This window comes from Bradyrhizobium sp. MOS001 (assembly GCF_004634465.1).
Lineage (GTDB): Bacteria > Pseudomonadota > Alphaproteobacteria > Rhizobiales > Xanthobacteraceae > Bradyrhizobium > Bradyrhizobium barranii.
Genome location: NZ_SPVJ01000004.1, coordinates 283,527 through 301,751 on the forward strand (window position 1 = coordinate 283,527; position 18,225 = coordinate 301,751).

Sequence of the window (18,225 nt, forward strand, 5' to 3'; positions counted from 1 at the left end):
GCTGTTACTGCTTACCCTCGCGGCTCCACGGGAAGAGATTGGCCGGAAAGTCCGCTGCGTAGCGCTTTCCCTTCGGGGGCGGCGGCGGCTCGTCCGGTGGATTCGGATTCGGCTCGACCACCCGCCGATAGAGGTGCCAGGTGGCATGACCGAGCACCGGCAGGACGACAGCGAGACCGACGAAGAACGGCAGCGAGCCGATCACGAGCAGCGCCGCGACGATGAGGCCCCATCCGGCCATCGCAACCGGATTCGCGGCCACCGCTCGGAGCGACGTGCGGATCGCGTCGATCGCAGTCGCATGCCGGTCGAGCATCAACGGAAACGACACGACGCTGACGCACAAGGCCACAACCGCAAACAGGAAGCCACAACCGCAACCGACGATGACGAGCGACCAGCCTTCCGGTGTCGTCAGCACCCGCGTTGCGAAGTCGGGAATGCTTGCGGCCGCCGCGTGACCGAAGATCGTGACATAGATTGCGTTCGCGACACCGATCCAGGCCCCGAACAGGACCAGCAGGAGCACGCCGAGCTCGACCATGGCGCCGAACGACGGTGCGCGCAGCACCTTGATCGCATCCCATGCATCGACCTCCTCGCCGCGCTCGCGACGCCGGCTGAGTTCATAGAGACCGATCGCGGCAAAAGGGCCGATCAAGGCAAAGCCGGCAGCCAGCGGAAACAGGAGCGGCAGCACCGAATAGCCGAGAACCATCCTGAACAGGACGAGACCGAGAACGGGATAAATCACGCACACGACGATCGCGTGGCTCGGCATCGCCTGGAAATCCTCCCAACCCAGGCGTAGGGCCTCGGTCAGGTCGGACAAGCTGATCTTGCGAATGGGGTAGGAGGCCGCTTCGCCGAACAGGTGCCGCTTTATGATGTTGTCGGGATAAAGAGTGGCCATGGACACGCCCTCCTCTGCTGAAAGTCGCGGCGGCAAACGGCGCGCTTTCCGGCCGCGCGTATCCGCCCTTATGTGCGGGAGACGCGATCGAGCCGAGTACGGCAGTTCCAGGCTCAACGAGGAAGGAGCTTAGCCGGACGAAACCCGTCGCGACCTGCGCCCCGAGCTTAGCGCGCGCGATCTGGAATGACCAGCGCTCCCGGCTGGGTGAATTGTGCGTCGCATATTTTGTGCGATGCATCACATCGAGAATGCGACCGAGGCTCGCCAGCTCGCACGGCAACATCGATCGCCCACGCCGCGTAAGCGTGTTGACATGCTATTGACGCCGGGTTCGCGGGGGATCATTTTAAATGCCTGGACGCCCCCAGCGGTCGCGGTCTTCCTCTTGAATATCGCGACTGGTTGAATGGGCGAGGCAAGAGGCGCGGTGATGGCGCATATGTCAGCATAGATGTCCGCGTAGAGAAAGTCCGCCATCGCGACAGACGTGAGCTCCGCCCTGGATTCGTATCCGTAGCCTTCGATGGCAAGGATGGATCAGGATGGCTGTCGCACTGATACTGCTTCTGGTCGCGATCGGCTCGGTGCTGTTTCACCTCTACAGCCCGTGGTGGTGGACGCCGATCGCCACGAACTGGGCCTATATCGACCACACCATCAGCATCACGTTCTGGATCACGGGATTCGTTTTCGTCGCGGTCATCGCCTTCATGGCCTATTGCGTCTTCCGCTTTCACCACAAAGAGGGAAGACGGGCCGACTACAATCCGGAAAACAAAAAGCTCGAATGGTGGCTGAGCGTCGGGACCGGCGTCGGAGTCGCGGCCATGCTGGCGCCTGGTCTCGTGGTCTGGCACCAGTTCGTGACGGTGCCTGCGGATGCCACCGAAGTCGAGGTCATGGGCCAGCAATGGCAATGGAGCTTCCGCCTTCCAGGCAAGGATGGGCGGTTGGGCACATCCGATGTCCGCAACATCGCTTCCGACAATCCGATGGGACTCAATCGTGACGACCCGCACGCGCAGGACGACGTCGTGATCGAGAACGGCGACCTGCACCTTCAAATGGGAAAGCCGGTCAAGGTTCTCCTCCGCTCGGTTGATGTCCTGCACGATTTCTACGTGCCCGAATTCCGCGCCAAGATGGACATGGTCCCTGGCATGGTGACCTACTTCTGGATAACGCCGATCCGAACCGGAACGTTCGATGTTCTATGTGCGGAGCTCTGTGGCGCTGCTCATTATCAGATGCGGGCCAAGGTCATCGTCGACGAAGAGCGTGAATATCACGCTTGGCTTGAGCAACAAAAGACGTTTGCCGAATTGTCGCCGGCAAGAGCTGTCGTGAAGGCGACGTACCAATCCGGTGGCAAGTAGCAGGCTGCCGCTGCGAAGATCGGGTGCACGAGGCCAATGCCTCACCCCCGATGGAAACGACCGAGGAGGTTTCTATGGTCGATATTCCATATGAAGGGATCGCAGGCATCCCGCCTGCCGAAGTACCTGAAGTCGAGCTCTATCATCCAAGGAGCTGGTGGACACGGTATGTCTTCTCGCAGGACGCCAAGGTGATCGCCATTCAGTATTCGCTGACGGCCTCGGCCATCGGGCTGGTGGCCCTGGTGCTGTCGTGGCTGATGCGACTGCAACTGGGATTCCCCGGCACCTTCTCTTTCATCGATGCCAACCAGTACCTCCAGTTCATCACCATGCACGGCATGATCATGGTGATCTATCTGCTCACCGCATTGTTCCTCGGCGGCTTCGGCAACTACCTGATCCCGCTGATGGTCGGCGCCCGGGACATGGTCTTCCCCTACGTGAACATGCTGAGCTACTGGGTCTACCTGCTCGCGGTCCTGGTGCTGGCCTCGACATTCTTCGTGCCCGGCGGCCCCACCGGCGCCGGCTGGACGCTATACCCGCCGCAAGCCATCCTCTCCGGAACGCCCGGGCAGGATTGGGGCATCATTCTCATGATGTCGTCCCTGATCCTGTTCATCATCGGCTTCACGATGGGCGGCTTGAATTACGTGGTCACGGTGCTGCAGGCGCGCACCCGCGGCATGACGTTGATGCGCCTGCCCCTGACGGTGTGGGGCATTTTCACGGCGACCGTCATGGCGTTGCTGGCATTCCCTGCACTCTTCGTTGCCTCGGTCATGCTGCTGCTCGACCGTCTCCTGGGAACCAGCTTCTTCATGCCCTCCCTCGTCGAGATGGGCACGCTTTCGAAATATGGCGGCGGCAGCCCGCTGCTCTTCCAGCACCTGTTCTGGTTCTTCGGCCACCCCGAGGTCTACATCGTCGCCCTGCCCGCCTTCGGCATCGTCTCCGATCTGATCAGCACGCATGCGCGCAAGAACATCTTCGGTTATCGCATGATGGTCTGGGCCATCGTGGGGATTGGTGCGCTCAGCTTCGTCGTGTGGGCGCACCACATGTATGTGAGCGGCATGTTCCCGCAATTCGGGTACTTCTTCGCCACCACGACGCTCATCATCGCAATCCCCACTGCGATCAAGGTCTACAACTGGGTGCTGACGCTGTGGCGCGGCGACATTCATCTCAGGGTGCCGATGCTGTTCGCCCTCGGCTTCATCATCACCTTCGTGAATGGCGGCCTCACCGGCCTCTTCCTCGGCAACGTCGTCGTGGACGTGCCCCTCTCGGATACGATGTTCGTGGTCGCGCATTTCCACATGGTGATGGGCGTGGCACCGATCATGGTCGTGCTCGGCGCGATCTATCATTGGTACCCCAAGGTCACGGGACGGATGCTGAACGACGTCCTGGGCAAGTTTCACTTCTGGGTCACCTTCCTCGGCGCCTACCTGATCTTCTTCCCCATGCACTATCTTGGACTGCTCGGGGTTCCGCGCCGGTATTTCGAACTCGGCGACACGGCGTTCATCCCGTCCTCGGCCCATACACTGAACGCCTTCATCTCCGTGGTGGCCTTGACCGTCGGCTTCAGCCAGATGGTGTTCCTGTTCAATCTTGCCTGGAGCCTGTTCAAGGGTGAGGCCTCAGGCGGCAATCCGTGGCGGGCGACGACGCTGGAGTGGCAGACGCCGGAGACGCCCCCAGGGCACGGCAACTGGGGCAAGGAGCTCCCGGTCGTGTACCGCTGGGCCTATGACTACAGTGTGCCCGGTGCTGCGGAGGACTTCATTCCGCAGAACCAGCCGCCACGCGCGACGCAGCTCGTTCAGGGAGCTGCTTCGTGAGCGCCATCATCCTGTTCCTGGCTGTGCTTGCGGTGATCGCCGGATGGTGGCTGTCGCAGCAGCGGCTGATGGCCAAGCCCTGGCTGGAGGAAGGCTCGGTCGGTGACTTCCCCGGCGGCGATAGCATGACCTGGCCGGCAGCGAAGGTCGGACTTGGCGTGTTTCTCGCTGTCGCGAGCACACTGTTCGTCCTCTTCATCAGCGCCTACTCGATGCGCATGAGCGTGGTGGACTGGCGGCCGCTGCCGGTCCCGCGGCTGCTGTGGGTCAACACGGGCGTCCTGGTCCTGAGCAGTGTCGCGCTGCAATGGTCGTACGTGGCTGCTGGGCGACACGATACCGAGAGCGTCAAGATCGGTCTGCTCGCCGGCGGAGCATCTGCCGTGATCTTCCTCGCCGGTCAGCTCCTGGCCTGGCAACGGCTCGGGGCTGCCGGATATTTCATGGCATCCAATCCGGCCAATTCCTTCTTCTACCTGTTGACTGCGGTGCACGGGCTGCATCTGACGGGCGGCCTGGTGGCCCTCGGGCGAACCTCGGCCAAGGTGTGGCGCGGCACCGAGATCGCCGACATGCGCTTGAGCGTGGAGCTGTGCGCCATCTACTGGCACTTCCTGCTGTTGGTCTGGCTTGTCCTGCTCGGGCTTCTCACGGGCTGGACCGACGATTTCGTCAACATCTGCCGTCAATTGCTGAGCTAGGGAGGCGAGACCAGATGGCTGAAACCGTGCTGACACATTCGGGCCAATCGCCTGCGCGGCTTGAAGGCTGGCGCGGCATCGCCGCCGACTGGGCGTCCGATCAGCGCGCCTTCAAGAACGTGTCCTGGGGCAAGGCCATGATGTGGATCTTCCTCCTCAGCGACACCTTCATCTTCAGTTGCTTCCTGCTCTCCTACATGACGGCGCGCATGTCCACGACCGTGCCGTGGCCGAATCCCAGCGAAGTCTTCGCCCTCAATATCGGGGGCAACCACATCCCCCTGATCCTGATCGCCATCATGACCTTCGTCCTGATCAGCAGCAGCGGAACAATGGCGATGGCCGTCAATTTCGGCTACCGCCGCGATCGCGTGAGAACCGCAATCCTGATGCTAGTCACGGCGGCCTTCGGCGCAACCTTCGTCGGAATGCAGGCGTTCGAATGGACCAAGCTGATCATGGAGGGCGTTCGACCCTGGGGCAATCCATGGGGCGCGGCGCAGTTTGGCTCAAGCTTTTTCATGATCACGGGTTTCCACGGCACCCACGTGACGATCGGCGTGATCTTCCTGATCGCGATCGCGCGAAAGGTCTGGCGGGGCGACTTCGACGTCGAGAGGCGCGGCTTCTTCACAAGCCGCAAGGGCTATTACGAGATCGTCGAGATCATGGGCCTGTACTGGCACTTCGTCGATCTCGTGTGGGTGTTCATCTTTGCATTGTTCTATCTTTGGTGAGGTCGGCGCATGACAAACGCGGCGGTACACATGGAAGGCCAGCTCCACGCTCCGGCGCACGGCGCAGTCGCAACAGCAGCCGTGCACGCCAAAGGGCAACAGCACCCGATCAAGCTCTACCTCGTGGTCTGGGGCTGGCTGTTCGTCCTCAGCACATGCTCCTACCTTGTCGACTACTTTGGCCTACACGGCTACCTCAGGTGGTCGCTGATCCTGCTGTTCATGGTGTTGAAGGCCGGCCTGATCGTCGCCGTCTTCATGCACATGGCCTGGGAGCGGCTGGCCCTCACCTATGCCATCCTGCTGCCGCCGATCGCGGTAATGGTGTTTGTGACCATCATGGTGCTCGAATCCGAATACACCCACTTGCTTCGGGTGATGTTTTTCGCAACCCCGTCGTAGCGGCAAGCTGATTTGCACCGTCATGCCCCGCGAAGGCGGGGCATCCAGTAACCCGTGTCAGCAGTCGGTTCCTACAATGCCCGCCACGGAGTACTGGATCATCCGCCTTCGCGGATGATGACAGGGGTGGGGCGCCATCGCCGCGCGGCTCGCATCAGCCCTCGAACGCGTCGATCGACGCCTTGCTGCCGCGCGAGACCAGCGTCTCGTCCGCCGCAGGCGACGGCTCGCCCTTATCGCGAAAGCGGTTGGTGATGGGATAGCGGCGGTCGCGGCCGAAATTCCTGGCCGTCACCTTCACGCCCGGTGCGGCCTGGCGGCGCTTGTATTCGGCGACGTTGAGCAGATGATCGATGCGGGTGACCGTCTCGCGGTCGAAGCCGGCGGCGATGATCTTGTCGAGCGGCTCCTCGCGCTCGATCAGACGCTCCAGGATGGCGTCGAGCACGTCATAAGGCGGCAGCGAGTCCTGGTCGGTCTGGTTCTCGCGCAGCTCCGCCGTCGGCGGGCGCGTGATGATATCGGGAGGAATCACCTCGCCCGCAGGCCCGAGCGCGCCGTCGGGCTTCCAGTGGTTGCGCAGCGCGGCCAGCCGAAACACCTGCGTCTTGTAGATATCCTTGATCGGATTGAAGCCGCCGTTCATGTCGCCATAGAGCGTGGCGTAGCCGACCGACATTTCCGACTTGTTGCCGGTCGTCACCACCATCAGCCCGGTCTTGTTGGAGATCGCCATCAGCAGCGTGCCGCGGGTGCGGGCCTGCAGGTTTTCCTCGGTGATATCGGGCGGCAGATTCTTGAAGATGCCGGACAGGATGGTCTCGAAGCCGGTCACGGCTTCAGCGATCGGCAGCACCTCGTAGCGGATTCCGAGATGCCCGGCGAGCTCGCCCGCGTCCGCGATCGAGCTCGCCGCGGTGTAGCGATAAGGCAGCATCACGCCATGCACCTGGTCGGCACCGAGCGCATCGACCGCGATCGCCGCGCAGAGAGCGGAGTCGATGCCGCCGGAGATGCCGAGCAGCACGCCGGGAAAGCCGTTCTTGGCGACGTAGTCGCGCAAGCCCAGCACGCAGGCCGCATAGTCGGCGCGGTCGCCCTCGGGCTGCGCGGCGATCGGCCCGGCGCAGCGCCAGTCGTCGCCGTTCCTGGTGAAGCCCAATGTGGTGACGCTCTCTTCGAACGCCGGCAATTGCGCCGCGAGCGAGAGATCGCCGTTGAGCGCAAAGGACGCGCCGTCGAACACCAGCTCGTCCTGGCCGCAAACCTGGTTGAGATAGACCAGCGGCAGGCCGCTCTCGGTGACACGCGCCACGGCGACCGAGAGGCGCACGTCGCTCTTGTCGCGGGCATAGGGCGAGCCGTTCGGCACCAGGATGATCTCGGCGCCGGTCTCGGCCAGCGTCTCGACCACGTTCTCGTAATCCTCGGACTCCTCCAGCCAGATGTCCTCGCAGATCGGTACGCCGATCCGCACGCCGCGCACGGTCACGGGACCTGCGGCCGGGCCGCGCGAAAACAGCCGCTTCTCGTCGAACACGCCGTAATTCGGCAGGTTGCACTTGAAGCGCAAGGCGGTGATTTTTCCGCCATCGAGCAGCGCGCAGGCATTATGGAGCCTGCCGTCCTCGACCCAGGGCGTGCCGACCAGCATCGCCGGGCCGCCATCGGCGGTCTCGCGCGCGAGCGCCTCGATCGCGGCGCGGCAGGCGTCCTGGAACGCCGGCTTCTGCACCAGATCTTCCGGCGGGTAGCCCGCGATGAACAATTCCGGAAACAGCACGAGATCGGCGCCGTCGGACCTGGCTTGCGCGCGCGCGGCACGCACCTTCGCGGCATTGCCTTCGATGTCGCCCATGGTCGGATTGAGCTGGGCGAGCGTGACCGCGAATACGTTGAGACGTTCGGTCATGGCCGCCGCACTCCGCTTCAGAGGAACCCCAATCGCTCGATGATGGCGATGATCCAGAACGCGCCGGCCATCAGCAGCGCAACGCCGACCGCGGCCGAGCCCATATCCTTGACCCGACCGATCTGCTTGTCGTGATCCATGGTCAACCGGTCGGCAAGCTTCTCGATCGCGGTGTTGAGCAGCTCGACAGTCAGCACGAACGCGACCGAACAGACCAGCTCGACCGCCCGCAGCGCCGTCGCGGCCACGAACCATGCCAGCGGCACCGACAGGATGAGCGCAAAAATCTCCTCGCGAACGGCCTGCTCCGACCGGAACGCGAAGGCCAGACCGTTGCGTGAATTGATCGTCGCCTTCCAGATCCGCAGCAAGGTGTTAGAGCCCCGCGGCGACCGGCATCGGCCTGGCCTTGCCGGCGCGTTCCTGCTTGAGGAGCTCCGCGATCAGGAAAGCCATGTCGATCGATTGCTCGGCATTGAGGCGGGGATCGCAGACCGTGTGGTAGCGGTCGTTGAGATCCTCGTCGGTGATCGCACGGGCGCCGCCGATACACTCGGTGACGTCCTGGCCGGTCATCTCCAGATGCACGCCGCCGGCGTGCGTGCCTTCCGCCGCGTGGATGGTGAAGAACGACTTCACCTCCGACAGGACGCGGTCGAACGGGCGCGTCTTGTAGCCTGACGTCGAGGTGATGGTGTTGCCGTGCATGGGATCGCACGACCAGACCACAACCCTGCCCTCGCGCTTCACGGCGCGGATCAGTCCCGGCAGATGGTCGGCGACCTTGTCGGAGCCGAAGCGGTTGATCAAGGTCAGACGGCCCGGCTCGTTGTCGGGGTTGAGCACGTCGATCAGCTTCAAGAGCTCGTCGGGCTTGAGCGACGGGCCGCACTTCAGGCCGATCGGGTTCTTGATGCCGCGGAAATATTCGACATGGCCGTGGTCGAGCTGACGGGTACGGTCGCCGATCCAGATCATGTGGCCCGAGGTCGCGTACCAGTCGCCGGTGGTGGAATCGACGCGGGTCATGGCCTGCTCGTAGCCGAGCAGCAGTGCCTCGTGGCTGGTGTAGAAATCGGTCGCGCGCAGCTCCGGATGGCTCTCGAGGTCGAGGCCGCAGGCCTGCATGAAGTTGAGCGCGTCGGAGATGCGGTCAGCCAGCTCCTTGTAGCGGCGGGACTGCGGCGAATCTTTCAGGAAGCCGAGCATCCATTGATGCACGCTGCCGAGATTGGCAAAGCCGCCGGTCGCGAACGCACGCAGCAGGTTCAGCGTCGCAGCCGACTGGCGATAGGCCATCAGCTGGCGCTGCGGATCCGGCACGCGCGCTTCCTTGGTGAAGGCGATGTCGTTGACGATGTCGCCGCGATAGCTCGGCAGCTCGACGCCATCAATCTTCTCGGTCGGCGACGACCGCGGTTTTGCGAACTGGCCGGCAATGCGCCCGACTTTCACCACCGGCACCGCGCCGGCATAGGTCAGCACCACCGCCATCTGGAGCAGCACGCGGAAGAAATCGCGGATGTTGTTGGCGCCGTGCTCGGCAAAGCTCTCGGCGCAGTCGCCGCCCTGGAGCAAGAAGGCCTCGCCGGCCGCAACGCGGGCCAGGGACTTCTTCAGATTGCGCGCCTCGCCCGCGAACACCAGCGGCGGAAAGGTCGCAAGCTGCGCCTCGACGTCGGCCAAGGCCTTGGCGTCGGGATAATCGGGCACCTGTAGCACCGGCTTGCTGCGCCAGGACTCGGGCGTCCACCGCTCGGACATCGCAATCTCTCCGTGAAGTAAAAAAGCACAACCTGATCTGTGGGTTGCGAGGGCCGCCTTATACACAGCCCGGTCCCCGGCCGCCAGTTGTAAATCCATTTCGCACTGCAAACCCTTGCGGGGAAAGCCGAATTCGCATTTGCTGAGGGCTGGCAAGGAAACCGGCAGGACATCGGCTGCCCATGGACGCGGCGCGCGACGACGTTTTCATCGACGAGATCACCTTCCCGGCGACGGACGGGTATCCGCTGGCAGGCACCCTGTTCCTGCCGCGCGGCACCAAACGCCATGCCGTGCTGATCAACTCCGCCACCGCGGTCCCGCGAAAGATCTATCGCGGCTTTGCCTCCTACCTCGCCCATCGCGGCTGCGCGGTCCTGACCTACGATTATCGCGGCATCGGCGATTCCCGGCAGCCGGCGATGGTCGGCTACAACCAGCCGAAATCGCTGGTCGGCTTCAGGGCCTCGATGTCGGACTGGGCCGCGCAGGATGTCACCGCCGCGGTGCGCTGGATGCGCGAGCGCTACACCACCCTGCCGCTCGCCTATGTCGGCCACTCCTTCGGCGGCCAGGCGCTGGGATTGATCGACAACAACAGCGACATCTCACGCGCCGCGTTCGTGGCCTCGCAGGCCGCGACCTGGCGGCTGATGGCGTCGCCGGAAAAATATCGCGTCTACACCTTCATGAATTTCGTCGGCGTACCGCTCGTCCACGCGCTCGGCTACGCGCCGGGCTGGGCCGGCATCGGCGAGGATCTGCCCAAGGGCGTCTTCCTGCAATGGGCCGACTGGGTCTCCAGCCCGCGCTATCTGTTCGACTCCAAATTGCCGGCGCTGGAGAACTTCGCAAAATTCAAGGGCGAGCTACGTGCGCTCTGCTTCTCCGACGATCCCTGGGCGACGCGGCCCGCGGTCGAGCTGCTCGCGAGCGGCTTCTCCGCGATCAAGCCGGAGGTGCTGACGGTCAAGCCGTCCGACGTCGGCGCCAAGGCGATCGGCCATTTCGGCTTCTTCCGCCCCGAGCACCGCGACACGCTGTGGCGCGGCGTGGCGGAATGGATCCAGGGGGAGTGACATTACGCGGCCGCCGCGGGCAGCTTGATGACGATCCGCAATCCGCTTCGTTCGCCCTCCGTGATGTTCGCAGCGTCGATCGATCCCCCAAGTCGATCGACAATCCGCTTGACGATCGAGAGGCCTAGACCGACGCCCTCGCCTTCCGGCCGCTGCCCACGGAAGAACGGCTCGAATATCCGGCCGATCTCGTTGGGGGACACGCCTGGTCCATTGTCCTCGATCCGAAGCACAGCCGTGGCGCCGTCCCGGTAGATCGCCACATCGATCCTGCCGCCCGCCGGCGTGAAGCGGAGCGCGTTGTCGAGAAGATTGCGGATCATGGCTGCGAGCATGACCGGCTCACCCCGCACCGGAACTGACTCGGCCCGTTCGAAACCAAGATCGACGCCGCGGCCGATCGCCTCCCGCAAGAGATCGGCGATGACGCTCTTCGCCGCGTGATCGAGCTCCAGGACCTCCCATTGCCCGCAATCGGTGGGCGCAGCGTCGTGTCGCGCCAGCGCAAGCAACTGCTCCAGAAGATGCTTGCTGCGACTCATGCCCTGCCGAAGCGCTGCAAGGCGCTCGCGCGCGGCCGGTGGCAGTTCGACGTGATCGAGATTCTCAGCCTGTACGCTCAACGCCGTCAGCGGTGTGCGCAGTTCGTGCGCGGCGTCCGCGATAAACCTTCGCTGCTGCCCTATCATCTCGTGCATGCGCTGCAACAGGCCGTTGATGGAAGACACGAACGGATTCAGTTCGCTTGGGAGGTCGCGAAGCGGCAACGCCGTCATGTCATCCGCACGCCGTGCGTTGAGTTCGTCCGCCAGCCGGACCATGGGCCGAAGCGATCCGGCAATGACCAAGGCGATCACCAGCATCAGGCAAGGGATCAGCGCGGCGATCGGAAGCACGGTGCGGAGCGCCATGTCACTTGCGATCTCATCCCTGACACCCGTGCTCTGGGCCACGGCAAACCGGCTGCCGTCGGATCGCGTCTTCAGCACCACCCGGACCGGCTTTCCCTGTCGCGTTGCATCGCGCATCCCATCCTGAAGCCGCCACAACTGGCGCTCCTCGGGTGTGCCTTGCGGCGCCCTGCCCAGCTCCATCAGCCAGACTTCGGAGTTTTCATCGACCCCATGGAGGTCCTGAGCGCCGGTGAAGCCACCGCTCTGAACGAGGCCCGCGATCTGGATCAGCACGGAGTCCTGCGTCTCGATCGCCTCATCGAATGCCCACCGGTGTGCGAAGACGCCTCCGATCAGCTCGGTCACCAGCACGATCGTCGTCAAGCTGATGAACAGCCGGCCGCGCAGCGAGTTGATCATGGCGCGCGATCCACCATCCATCCCATCCCGCGCACGTTACGGATCGCCTCCGTACCGAGCTTCTTTCGGATGGTGTGGATCAGGAATTCGACCGCATTGCTTTCGACCTCCTCGTTCCAGCCGTAAAGCTGCCGCTCGAGCTCGCTCCGCGACAGGATGGTGCCGGGGCGCGTCAACAAAGCCTGGAGCAGCGCGAACTCGCGCGCGGTCAGGAGGGCCGTTTGGCCAGACAGCGAAGCCTCGCGGGTCGCAGGATCGAGACTGAGCTTGCCGTTGCCAAGCACCGCGGGCGCACCGCTGCCTTCGCGGCGAAGCACCGCCCGCATCCGCGCCAGCAATTCGCGTATCTCGAACGGCTTGACCAGATAATCGTCGGCGCCGAGATCGAGGCCTTCGATCCTGTGATCGACGCCATCCCGCGCGGTGACGATAATGATCGGGCACCTGCAGCCATTCGCGCGCAACTGCCGCAGGATATCCCGACCGTCCGCGTTCGGCAGGCCGAGATCGAGCAGCAGGACTTCGTAGGATTCGCTCGCGGCGGCAAGCAGCGCGCTCTCGCCGTCTCTCACCCAATCGACGGCGTAAGCAGCATCCTTGAGCGCCTGTTCGACGGCGGCTCCAACCATCCGGTCGTCTTCGATCAGCAGTACCCGCAAAGCTCGATCCTCGAAACCGCCGGGCCATCCGGCCGTCAAAATCATGACCGTTCCGACTTAGCGCAGAGTTAGGGAACGCCAGCAGGCCCAAAATGCGGCGAAGGCCGCGCTGCATTGAAAATTCTCGCCCCTAAGCCCGGCCTAAGTCGCCTGCGCGACGGTCTCGCATCGCTTCGGCTTTGGGAGATTTGGGCGTGTCGCAATATTCAAGTTTTGGCGCAAGACGGATGCTGAACAAGGTTCCGGAGGTCACGGCGATCTTCTGGGCCATCAAGATTCTCTCGACCACGGTTGGCGAGACCGGCGCCGACTATCTCGCGGTGCATGTCGGCCTCGGCGCCGGCCCGACCGCGATCTGCATGAGCGGCCTGCTGGTCGCTGCACTGCTGCTGCAACTGAACCGCCGCATCTACGTGCCCTGGATCTACTGGCTGACCGTCGTTCTCGTCAGCATCGTCGGCACGCAGCTCACGGATCTCCTGACCGACAAGCTCGAGATCAGCCTCTACATCAGCACAGCGGCGTTCGCTTGCGCGCTCGCCGCGACCTTTGCGGTCTGGTACGGCGTCGAGCGCACGCTATCGATCCACAGCATCGTGACGACGCGGCGCGAGCTGTTCTATTGGACGGCCATCCTCTTCACCTTCGCGCTCGGCACGGCCGCAGGCGATCTTGCCACCGAAGCACTTGGTCTCGGCTTCCAGCTCGGCGTCGCAGCCTTCGGCGTGCTGATCGCGGCGGTGATGATGGCCTATTACTTCGGCGCCAATGCCGTCCTCACCTTCTGGCTTGCCTACATCCTGACCCGCCCGCTTGGCGCCTCGCTCGGCGATCTGTTGTCGCAGTCGCGCGAGTACGGCGGCATCGGACTCGGCACGATCCAGACCAGCATCGCCTTCCTGACCGTGATCGTCGGCCTCGTCGCCTGGGTGACCTTCGAGGGCGACGGCAGGCGCCGCGCCGATCCGGCGCAATAGCTTCAACCGCGAAATCCCGCTCCCTGCATGAAGCAGGAGCTCCACCAGGAGAAACCACATGATGAAACTGATTTCCGCCGTCGCCGTCTGCCTGCTGACGACCTTCACGGGCGAACCGCACATACACGCGAGCCAGCACTTCACCTTCGTGCCGCTCGCGGAGGCCGCGACCGCAAAGCTCGGCGATCTCACGCCGTTCCGAACCATTGTGGTCGACGTCGCCGCGCTGATCGACAACGGCGACCTCCCCGCTGCCAAGACGCGGATCAAGGACCTCGAGACCAAATGGGACGAGGCCGAAGCCGGATTGAAGCCGCGCGCGGCAGCCGATTGGCACACCGTCGACAAGGCGATCGACCGCGCGCTGGAGGCGCTGCGCGCGGGCGCGCCGGATGCGGCGAAGTGCAAACAGGCGGTCGCAGATTTGCTCGCGGCCATGGATACCGCCGCGAAGTCCTGACGCCTCTGCGCGCCATCATCCGGTCAGCCGCGGATCCCGGTCCGCGGCTGACGTATCAACGAGGACACCATGGAAGATCAGACCAAAAGCAATATCATCAGCGAGAGCAAGGTCCCCGAGGTCACGCTCGGTTTCTGGATCATCAAGATCGCCGCCACCACGCTCGGCGAGACCGGCGGTGACACCGTCACCATGACGCTGAACTGGGGCTATCTGGCCGGGACCTGCCTGTTCCTCGCGGCCATGATCGTCCTGGTCGCGGCGCAGGTCCGCGCGCGCAAATTCAATCCGGCACTGTATTGGGCCACCATCGTCGCATCGACCACCTTCGGCACCACGATGGCCGACTTCGCCGACCGCTCGCTCGGCATCGGCTATACCGGCGGCTCGACGCTGCTGCTCACTTGTCTCGTGCTGGTGCTCGGCCTCTGGTATCGCGCCGAGGGAACGATCTCGGTCAACAGCGTCAGCACACCGCGCGTTGAGGCGTTCTATTGGGGCGCGATCACCTTTTCGCAAACGCTGGGTACTGCGCTCGGCGACTGGATCGCGGATACCGGCGATATGGGCTATCGCGGTGGCGCATTGATCTTCGCGGCCGGACTCGCCGTTGTCGCAGCACTTTACTTCTGGACTCGCGTCTCACGCGTTACGCTGTTCTGGGCCGCCTTCATCTTGACGCGTCCGCTGGGTGCGACCGTCGGCGACTTTCTCGACAAGCCGCTCGACCACGGCGGCCTGGCGCTGAGCCGGCCGCTGGCCTCGGTCGTGATCGCAGCTTTTATGCTGGTGTGCCTGCTGCTGATCCCGCAACGCGCGGGGCAGCATCCCGGTGACGCCCCGGCGCCGGAGCAAGCCTGAATGGCCGAACGTTAGCGAATGATCGTCGTCAGAGACGAGTAGCGCCGGTTCGGCTTGGCCTCGCCCGGCGCAAACTGCGCGAAGGCCTCGCTGACGCGGACCGCCGGCGGCGTGTCGCTGGCGAAGCGGAATTCCTTCGGCCGCGGCGCGTAGAAGCTGGCGCTGTAATAGGCGTCGTCGAAACGCGCCTCGCCGACGCCGAACAATGCGTCGCAGACGAACAGGAGCGCATACACTCCTGCAACCGCCGCAACGATCTCCCTCAGAACAGACATGCCGATGCCCCAACCTTTTGCAGGCAGGATGCACGCCGGTTCCAAAGCGGAGGTTTAAGGCAGCAGCCTTCTTGTCCGCAGGGTTTTCCGCCACTGAGCGGAATGCAGACAATTTTATCGATTTCGAAAAAAGAGCCCGCCTGACCGGGATCAGGCGGGCCCAGGATTGGCCGATCGGGAGGTTATCAGACGGCCAGATTCATCCAGACAGCCTTCGGCTCGGTGAAATTGTCGAGCGCAGCGGTGCCGTGCTCACGGCCGAGGCCGGAGTCGCGCTCGCCGCCCCAGGGCAGGCGCACGTCGGTGTAGCCATAGGTGTTCATCCAGACCGTGCCCGCACGCGCCCGCTTGGCGAAGCGCTGGAGCTTGCCGATATCGCGGCTCCACACGCCGGCGGCGAGGCTGTAGGCCGTGCCGTTGGCGATCCTGAGCGCATCGGCCTCGTCCTTGAACTTGATGACGCTGACGACGGGGCCAAAAATCTCCTCCTGCGAGATCCGCATCTCGTGTGCGACGCCTGCGAACACCGCGGGGCTGATGAAATAGCCGCGATCTCCGACTTTCTCGCCACCGGTGACGAGGGTCGCGCCCTCCTTTTGGCCGATGTCGACATAGTCGAGGATCGACTTCATCTGCTTCTCGGAGATGACGGGGCCGAGCGCCGTCTTGCGATCGAGCGGGTCGCCGATCCTGAGCGATTTTGCGCGCGCAGCCAGCCGCTCCACGACTTCGTCGTAAGCCTTCTCCTGCACCAGCACGCGGGAGCCGGCCGAACAGACCTGGCCGGCATTGAAGAAGATGCCGGACGCCGCAGCCTTGGACGCCGCTTCGAGATCGGCATCGTCGAAAATGACGTTGGCCGACTTGCCGCCGAGCTCGAGCGAGACGCGCTTGAAGTTGCTGGCCGCGCCCTTCATGATTCCACGGCCCACGCCGGGCGAGCCGGTGAAGGTCACCTTGTCGACATCGGGGTGATTGACCAGCGCGTCGCCGACGACGCGGCCCGGCCCGGTGACGACGTTGAAGACACCCGCCGGCAGGCCCGCCTCGAGCGCGAGCTCGGCGATGCGCAGCGCCGACAGCGAGGTCAGCTCGGCCGGCTTCATCACGATGGTGCAGCCGCAGGCCAGCGCCGGCGCCAGCTTCCACATGCCGATCATCAGCGGGAAATTCCACGGCACGATCGCCGCGACCACGCCGACCGGCTCGCGCACTGTATAAGTCAATGCATCGTCACGTACCGGCACGACGTCGCCGCTGATCTTGTCGGCCCAGCCGGCGTAGTAGATCAGCGTGTCGACCGCGGCCGGAAAGTCCTGGCGCGTCGTCGCTGAGATCGGCTTACCGGCATCGATCGACTCGAGCTCGATGATTTCTTCGGAGTGCTGCTTGAGCAGGTCCGCCCAGCGCAGCAGGATCTGGCCACGCTCGGAGGCACGCATCGTACGCCACGGGCCTTCGAACGCGCGCCGCGCGGCGGCGACCGCATGCTCGACATCGGCCTCGCCGCCTTCGGCGACGACGGCGATGACCTGCCCGGTGGCGGGATTGAGGGATTTGAAGGTACGGCCGGAGCTGGCGGGGACGCGGCGGCCGTCGATCAGCAGATGCTGCGGCCGGGCCATGAATTCGGTGGCCGGCGAATGCGCAAAGTCATATGCAACAGACATCATATTTCCTCCTGTTCTGGTATACCAGATTAGGCGGCTATTGGCCGGAGTAAATATGATATGGTTTGCCGATGGACGCCTCACATATGAAGCGAAGTTCATAAGGAAGCCCAATGCTTCAGATCGAGATCGAGGCCGTCTGGCGATTTCGCCACGAGGGCAGCCCGCGCACCGCCGTGATCATGCTCGGCGTGCTCAACGAAATCCGGAAGACCGGAAAGATCACGAGCGCGGCCAGCGATGTGCACCTGTCCTACCGGCACGTCTGGAATCTGATCGAGCAATGGTCGGAGTTCTTTGGAACCCCTCTGGTCGAGACCCAGCGCGGCAAGGGGTCAAAGCTCACGCCGTTCGGCGAGCGGCTGGTGTGGGCCGGCGAACGCATGCAGGCCCGGCTCGGGCCACAGCTCGAAAATCTGGCGCAGGAGCTGGCGAGCGAGATAAAGCCGTTCCTCGAACAGCGCCCTTCGGTGATCCGCGTTCATGCCAGCCACGGCTTTGCCGTGGCAAAACTGCGCGAATTCCTCGATCGCGAGCCCGGCATCGGCGTCGATTTGCGCTATGTCAGCAACCAGCATTCGCTGGTCTCGCTGGCGCAGGGCGCCTGCGATCTCTCCGGCCTGCATCTGCCGCACGGGGCGTTGCGGGCGCAAGGCATCAAGGCGGCGCGCGAATGGCTGGATCCGCGCGAGGATCGCATCATCAGTTTCGTCACGCGCGAGATGGGGCTGATGGTCGCGCGCGGCAATCCGCTGCGTATCGCCTCGCTTCATGACCTCACCGGACCAAAAGTCCGCTTCGTCAACCGCGACCATGATTCCGGCACGCGCCTGTTGTTCGACCAGTTGCTTGCCGCGAGCGGCATCGACGAGAGCAAGATCAACGGCGCGCAGCAGATCGAGTTCACCCACGCGGCCGTCGCGGCCTATGTCGCGAGCGGCATGGCGGATGCGAGTTTTGGTGTCGAGGCGGCCGCGCGCCACTTCGGCCTCGATTTCATCCGCATCCTCACCGAGGATTATTTCTTCGTCTGCAAGCGCGCCTTCCTCGATACCGGGCCGATGCAGCGCATCCTGGAGATCATGCGCAGCGCCGATTTCCGCGCCGCCGTCGCCACGCTGCCCGGCTACGTGCCGTCGGATACCGGTAACGTGACCGGCGTGAAGGCGTTTCTGGAGATGCACGCCGTGCGATGATGCTCGGCTCGGCAACGAGCTCACGTCCGGCCGATGGGATACGCGTTACGGGAACTATCGGCAGCGTCCGGCCT

18 protein-coding genes are annotated in these 18,225 nt (G+C 63.9%); 10 read left to right on the plus strand and 8 right to left on the minus strand.

Features of this window, described 5'->3' with window-relative positions:
- Nucleotides 1-4: 4 nt before the first annotated feature.
- Nucleotides 5-913 (minus strand): DUF2189 domain-containing protein, encoded by a 909-nt coding sequence (locus tag CT676_RS09045; protein WP_063983984.1) that lies wholly within the window; start codon nucleotides 911-913, stop codon nucleotides 5-7.
- 545 nt (nucleotides 914-1,458) lie between these two features.
- On the opposite strand from CT676_RS09045, the gene CT676_RS09055 reads away from it, so the two are divergent.
- From CT676_RS09055 to CT676_RS09075, 5 genes are all read left to right on the plus strand, one after another.
- Entirely contained in the window at nucleotides 1,459-2,292 is an 834-nt protein-coding gene (locus tag CT676_RS09055) for a cytochrome c oxidase subunit II (protein WP_071915136.1), read from the plus strand.
- A 74-nt stretch (nucleotides 2,293-2,366) separates the two neighbouring features.
- Nucleotides 2,367-4,145, plus strand: a complete 1,779-nt coding sequence (locus CT676_RS09060; RefSeq protein WP_085404834.1) for a cbb3-type cytochrome c oxidase subunit I — start codon at nucleotides 2,367-2,369, stop codon at nucleotides 4,143-4,145.
- Nucleotides 4,142-4,846, plus strand: a complete 705-nt coding sequence (locus CT676_RS09065) for a cytochrome c oxidase subunit 3 (RefSeq protein WP_085404835.1) — start codon at nucleotides 4,142-4,144, stop codon at nucleotides 4,844-4,846. The genes CT676_RS09060 and CT676_RS09065 overlap by 4 nt, the downstream gene beginning before the upstream one ends.
- 14 nt (nucleotides 4,847-4,860) lie before the next feature.
- On the plus strand, nucleotides 4,861-5,583 hold the full coding sequence (locus CT676_RS09070) for a heme-copper oxidase subunit III family protein (RefSeq protein ID WP_085404836.1): 723 nt from the start codon (nucleotides 4,861-4,863) through the stop codon (nucleotides 5,581-5,583).
- 9 nt (nucleotides 5,584-5,592) lie between these two features.
- Entirely contained in the window at nucleotides 5,593-5,985 is a 393-nt protein-coding gene (locus CT676_RS09075; protein WP_085404837.1) for a cytochrome C oxidase subunit IV family protein, read from the plus strand.
- Nucleotides 5,986-6,139: 154 nt separating this feature from the next.
- Here the strand turns inward: CT676_RS09075 and CT676_RS09085 are convergent, their stop codons facing one another.
- Genes CT676_RS09085 through CT676_RS09095 form a run of 3 tightly spaced genes read right to left on the minus strand, consistent with a single transcriptional unit; the run spans nucleotide 6,140 to nucleotide 9,661 of the window.
- Nucleotides 6,140-7,897, minus strand: coding sequence for an NAD+ synthase (locus CT676_RS09085; protein ID WP_085404838.1), 1,758 nt, complete (start codon nucleotides 7,895-7,897; stop codon nucleotides 6,140-6,142).
- Between the two features lie 17 nt (nucleotides 7,898-7,914).
- On the minus strand, nucleotides 7,915-8,268 hold the full coding sequence (locus CT676_RS09090; RefSeq protein ID WP_063983991.1) for a diacylglycerol kinase: 354 nt from the start codon (nucleotides 8,266-8,268) through the stop codon (nucleotides 7,915-7,917).
- 4 nt (nucleotides 8,269-8,272) lie between these two features.
- Nucleotides 8,273-9,661 carry a 3-deoxy-7-phosphoheptulonate synthase class II gene (locus CT676_RS09095; RefSeq protein ID WP_085404839.1) on the minus strand — a complete coding sequence of 463 codons (1,389 nt, stop codon included), beginning with the start codon at nucleotides 9,659-9,661 and terminating at the stop codon, nucleotides 8,273-8,275.
- Between the two features lie 182 nt (nucleotides 9,662-9,843).
- On the opposite strand from CT676_RS09095, the gene CT676_RS09100 reads away from it, so the two are divergent.
- Nucleotides 9,844-10,740, plus strand: a complete 897-nt coding sequence (locus CT676_RS09100; RefSeq protein WP_085404840.1) for an alpha/beta fold hydrolase — start codon at nucleotides 9,844-9,846, stop codon at nucleotides 10,738-10,740.
- Between the two features lie 2 nt (nucleotides 10,741-10,742).
- Here CT676_RS09100 and CT676_RS09105 read toward each other — a convergent pair whose 3' ends face one another.
- Both CT676_RS09105 and CT676_RS09110 read right to left on the minus strand, forming a co-directional pair.
- A complete protein-coding gene (locus tag CT676_RS09105; RefSeq protein WP_167767997.1) occupies nucleotides 10,743-11,999 on the minus strand; it encodes an ATP-binding protein in 1,257 nt (418 codons plus the stop codon).
- Nucleotides 12,000-12,049: 50 nt separating this feature from the next.
- Nucleotides 12,050-12,712 carry a response regulator transcription factor gene (locus CT676_RS09110; protein ID WP_135214433.1) on the minus strand — a complete coding sequence of 221 codons (663 nt, stop codon included), beginning with the start codon at nucleotides 12,710-12,712 and terminating at the stop codon, nucleotides 12,050-12,052.
- A 227-nt stretch (nucleotides 12,713-12,939) separates the two neighbouring features.
- Here CT676_RS09110 and CT676_RS09115 point away from each other — a divergent pair, with 227 nt between their 5' ends.
- From CT676_RS09115 to CT676_RS09125, 3 genes are all read left to right on the plus strand, one after another.
- On the plus strand, nucleotides 12,940-13,689 hold the full coding sequence (locus CT676_RS09115) for a hypothetical protein (protein WP_085404842.1): 750 nt from the start codon (nucleotides 12,940-12,942) through the stop codon (nucleotides 13,687-13,689).
- 58 nt (nucleotides 13,690-13,747) lie between these two features.
- A complete protein-coding gene (locus CT676_RS09120; RefSeq protein WP_085404843.1) occupies nucleotides 13,748-14,149 on the plus strand; it encodes a hypothetical protein in 402 nt (133 codons plus the stop codon).
- 69 nt (nucleotides 14,150-14,218) lie between these two features.
- The gene (locus CT676_RS09125) at nucleotides 14,219-15,010 is read left to right on the plus strand and encodes a hypothetical protein (protein ID WP_085404844.1); all 792 of its coding nucleotides are present in this window, start codon (nucleotides 14,219-14,221) and stop codon (nucleotides 15,008-15,010) included.
- 11 nt (nucleotides 15,011-15,021) lie between these two features.
- Here the strand turns inward: CT676_RS09125 and CT676_RS09130 are convergent, their stop codons facing one another.
- Both CT676_RS09130 and CT676_RS09135 read right to left on the minus strand, forming a co-directional pair.
- On the minus strand, nucleotides 15,022-15,285 hold the full coding sequence (locus CT676_RS09130; protein WP_063983997.1) for a hypothetical protein: 264 nt from the start codon (nucleotides 15,283-15,285) through the stop codon (nucleotides 15,022-15,024).
- 185 nt (nucleotides 15,286-15,470) lie between these two features.
- On the minus strand, nucleotides 15,471-16,955 hold the full coding sequence (locus CT676_RS09135; protein WP_085404939.1) for an aldehyde dehydrogenase family protein: 1,485 nt from the start codon (nucleotides 16,953-16,955) through the stop codon (nucleotides 15,471-15,473).
- Nucleotides 16,956-17,068: 113 nt separating this feature from the next.
- Here CT676_RS09135 and CT676_RS09140 point away from each other — a divergent pair, with 113 nt between their 5' ends.
- The gene (locus CT676_RS09140; protein ID WP_085404845.1) at nucleotides 17,069-18,151 is read left to right on the plus strand and encodes a substrate-binding domain-containing protein; all 1,083 of its coding nucleotides are present in this window, start codon (nucleotides 17,069-17,071) and stop codon (nucleotides 18,149-18,151) included.
- Nucleotides 18,152-18,225 lie beyond the last annotated feature (74 nt).

What these genes read in the sequence shown, in the direction of transcription:
- CT676_RS09045 (WP_063983984.1), bottom strand. Translation starts at nt 913, where the DNA reads ATGGCCACTCTTTATCCCGACAACATCATAAAGCGGCACCTGTTCGGC.
- CT676_RS09055 (WP_071915136.1), top strand. Translation starts at nt 1,459, where the DNA reads ATGGCTGTCGCACTGATACTGCTTCTGGTCGCGATCGGCTCGGTGCTG.
- CT676_RS09060 (WP_085404834.1), top strand. Translation starts at nt 2,367, where the DNA reads ATGGTCGATATTCCATATGAAGGGATCGCAGGCATCCCGCCTGCCGAA.
- CT676_RS09070 (WP_085404836.1), top strand. Translation starts at nt 4,861, where the DNA reads ATGGCTGAAACCGTGCTGACACATTCGGGCCAATCGCCTGCGCGGCTT.
- CT676_RS09075 (WP_085404837.1), top strand. Translation starts at nt 5,593, where the DNA reads ATGACAAACGCGGCGGTACACATGGAAGGCCAGCTCCACGCTCCGGCG.
- CT676_RS09085 (WP_085404838.1), bottom strand. Translation starts at nt 7,897, where the DNA reads ATGACCGAACGTCTCAACGTATTCGCGGTCACGCTCGCCCAGCTCAAT.
- CT676_RS09095 (WP_085404839.1), bottom strand. Translation starts at nt 9,661, where the DNA reads ATGTCCGAGCGGTGGACGCCCGAGTCCTGGCGCAGCAAGCCGGTGCTA.
- CT676_RS09100 (WP_085404840.1), top strand. Translation starts at nt 9,844, where the DNA reads ATGGACGCGGCGCGCGACGACGTTTTCATCGACGAGATCACCTTCCCG.
- CT676_RS09115 (WP_085404842.1), top strand. Translation starts at nt 12,940, where the DNA reads ATGCTGAACAAGGTTCCGGAGGTCACGGCGATCTTCTGGGCCATCAAG.
- CT676_RS09120 (WP_085404843.1), top strand. Translation starts at nt 13,748, where the DNA reads ATGATGAAACTGATTTCCGCCGTCGCCGTCTGCCTGCTGACGACCTTC.
- CT676_RS09125 (WP_085404844.1), top strand. Translation starts at nt 14,219, where the DNA reads ATGGAAGATCAGACCAAAAGCAATATCATCAGCGAGAGCAAGGTCCCC.
- CT676_RS09130 (WP_063983997.1), bottom strand. Translation starts at nt 15,285, where the DNA reads ATGTCTGTTCTGAGGGAGATCGTTGCGGCGGTTGCAGGAGTGTATGCG.
- CT676_RS09135 (WP_085404939.1), bottom strand. Translation starts at nt 16,955, where the DNA reads ATGTCTGTTGCATATGACTTTGCGCATTCGCCGGCCACCGAATTCATG.
- CT676_RS09140 (WP_085404845.1), top strand. Translation starts at nt 17,069, where the DNA reads ATGCTTCAGATCGAGATCGAGGCCGTCTGGCGATTTCGCCACGAGGGC.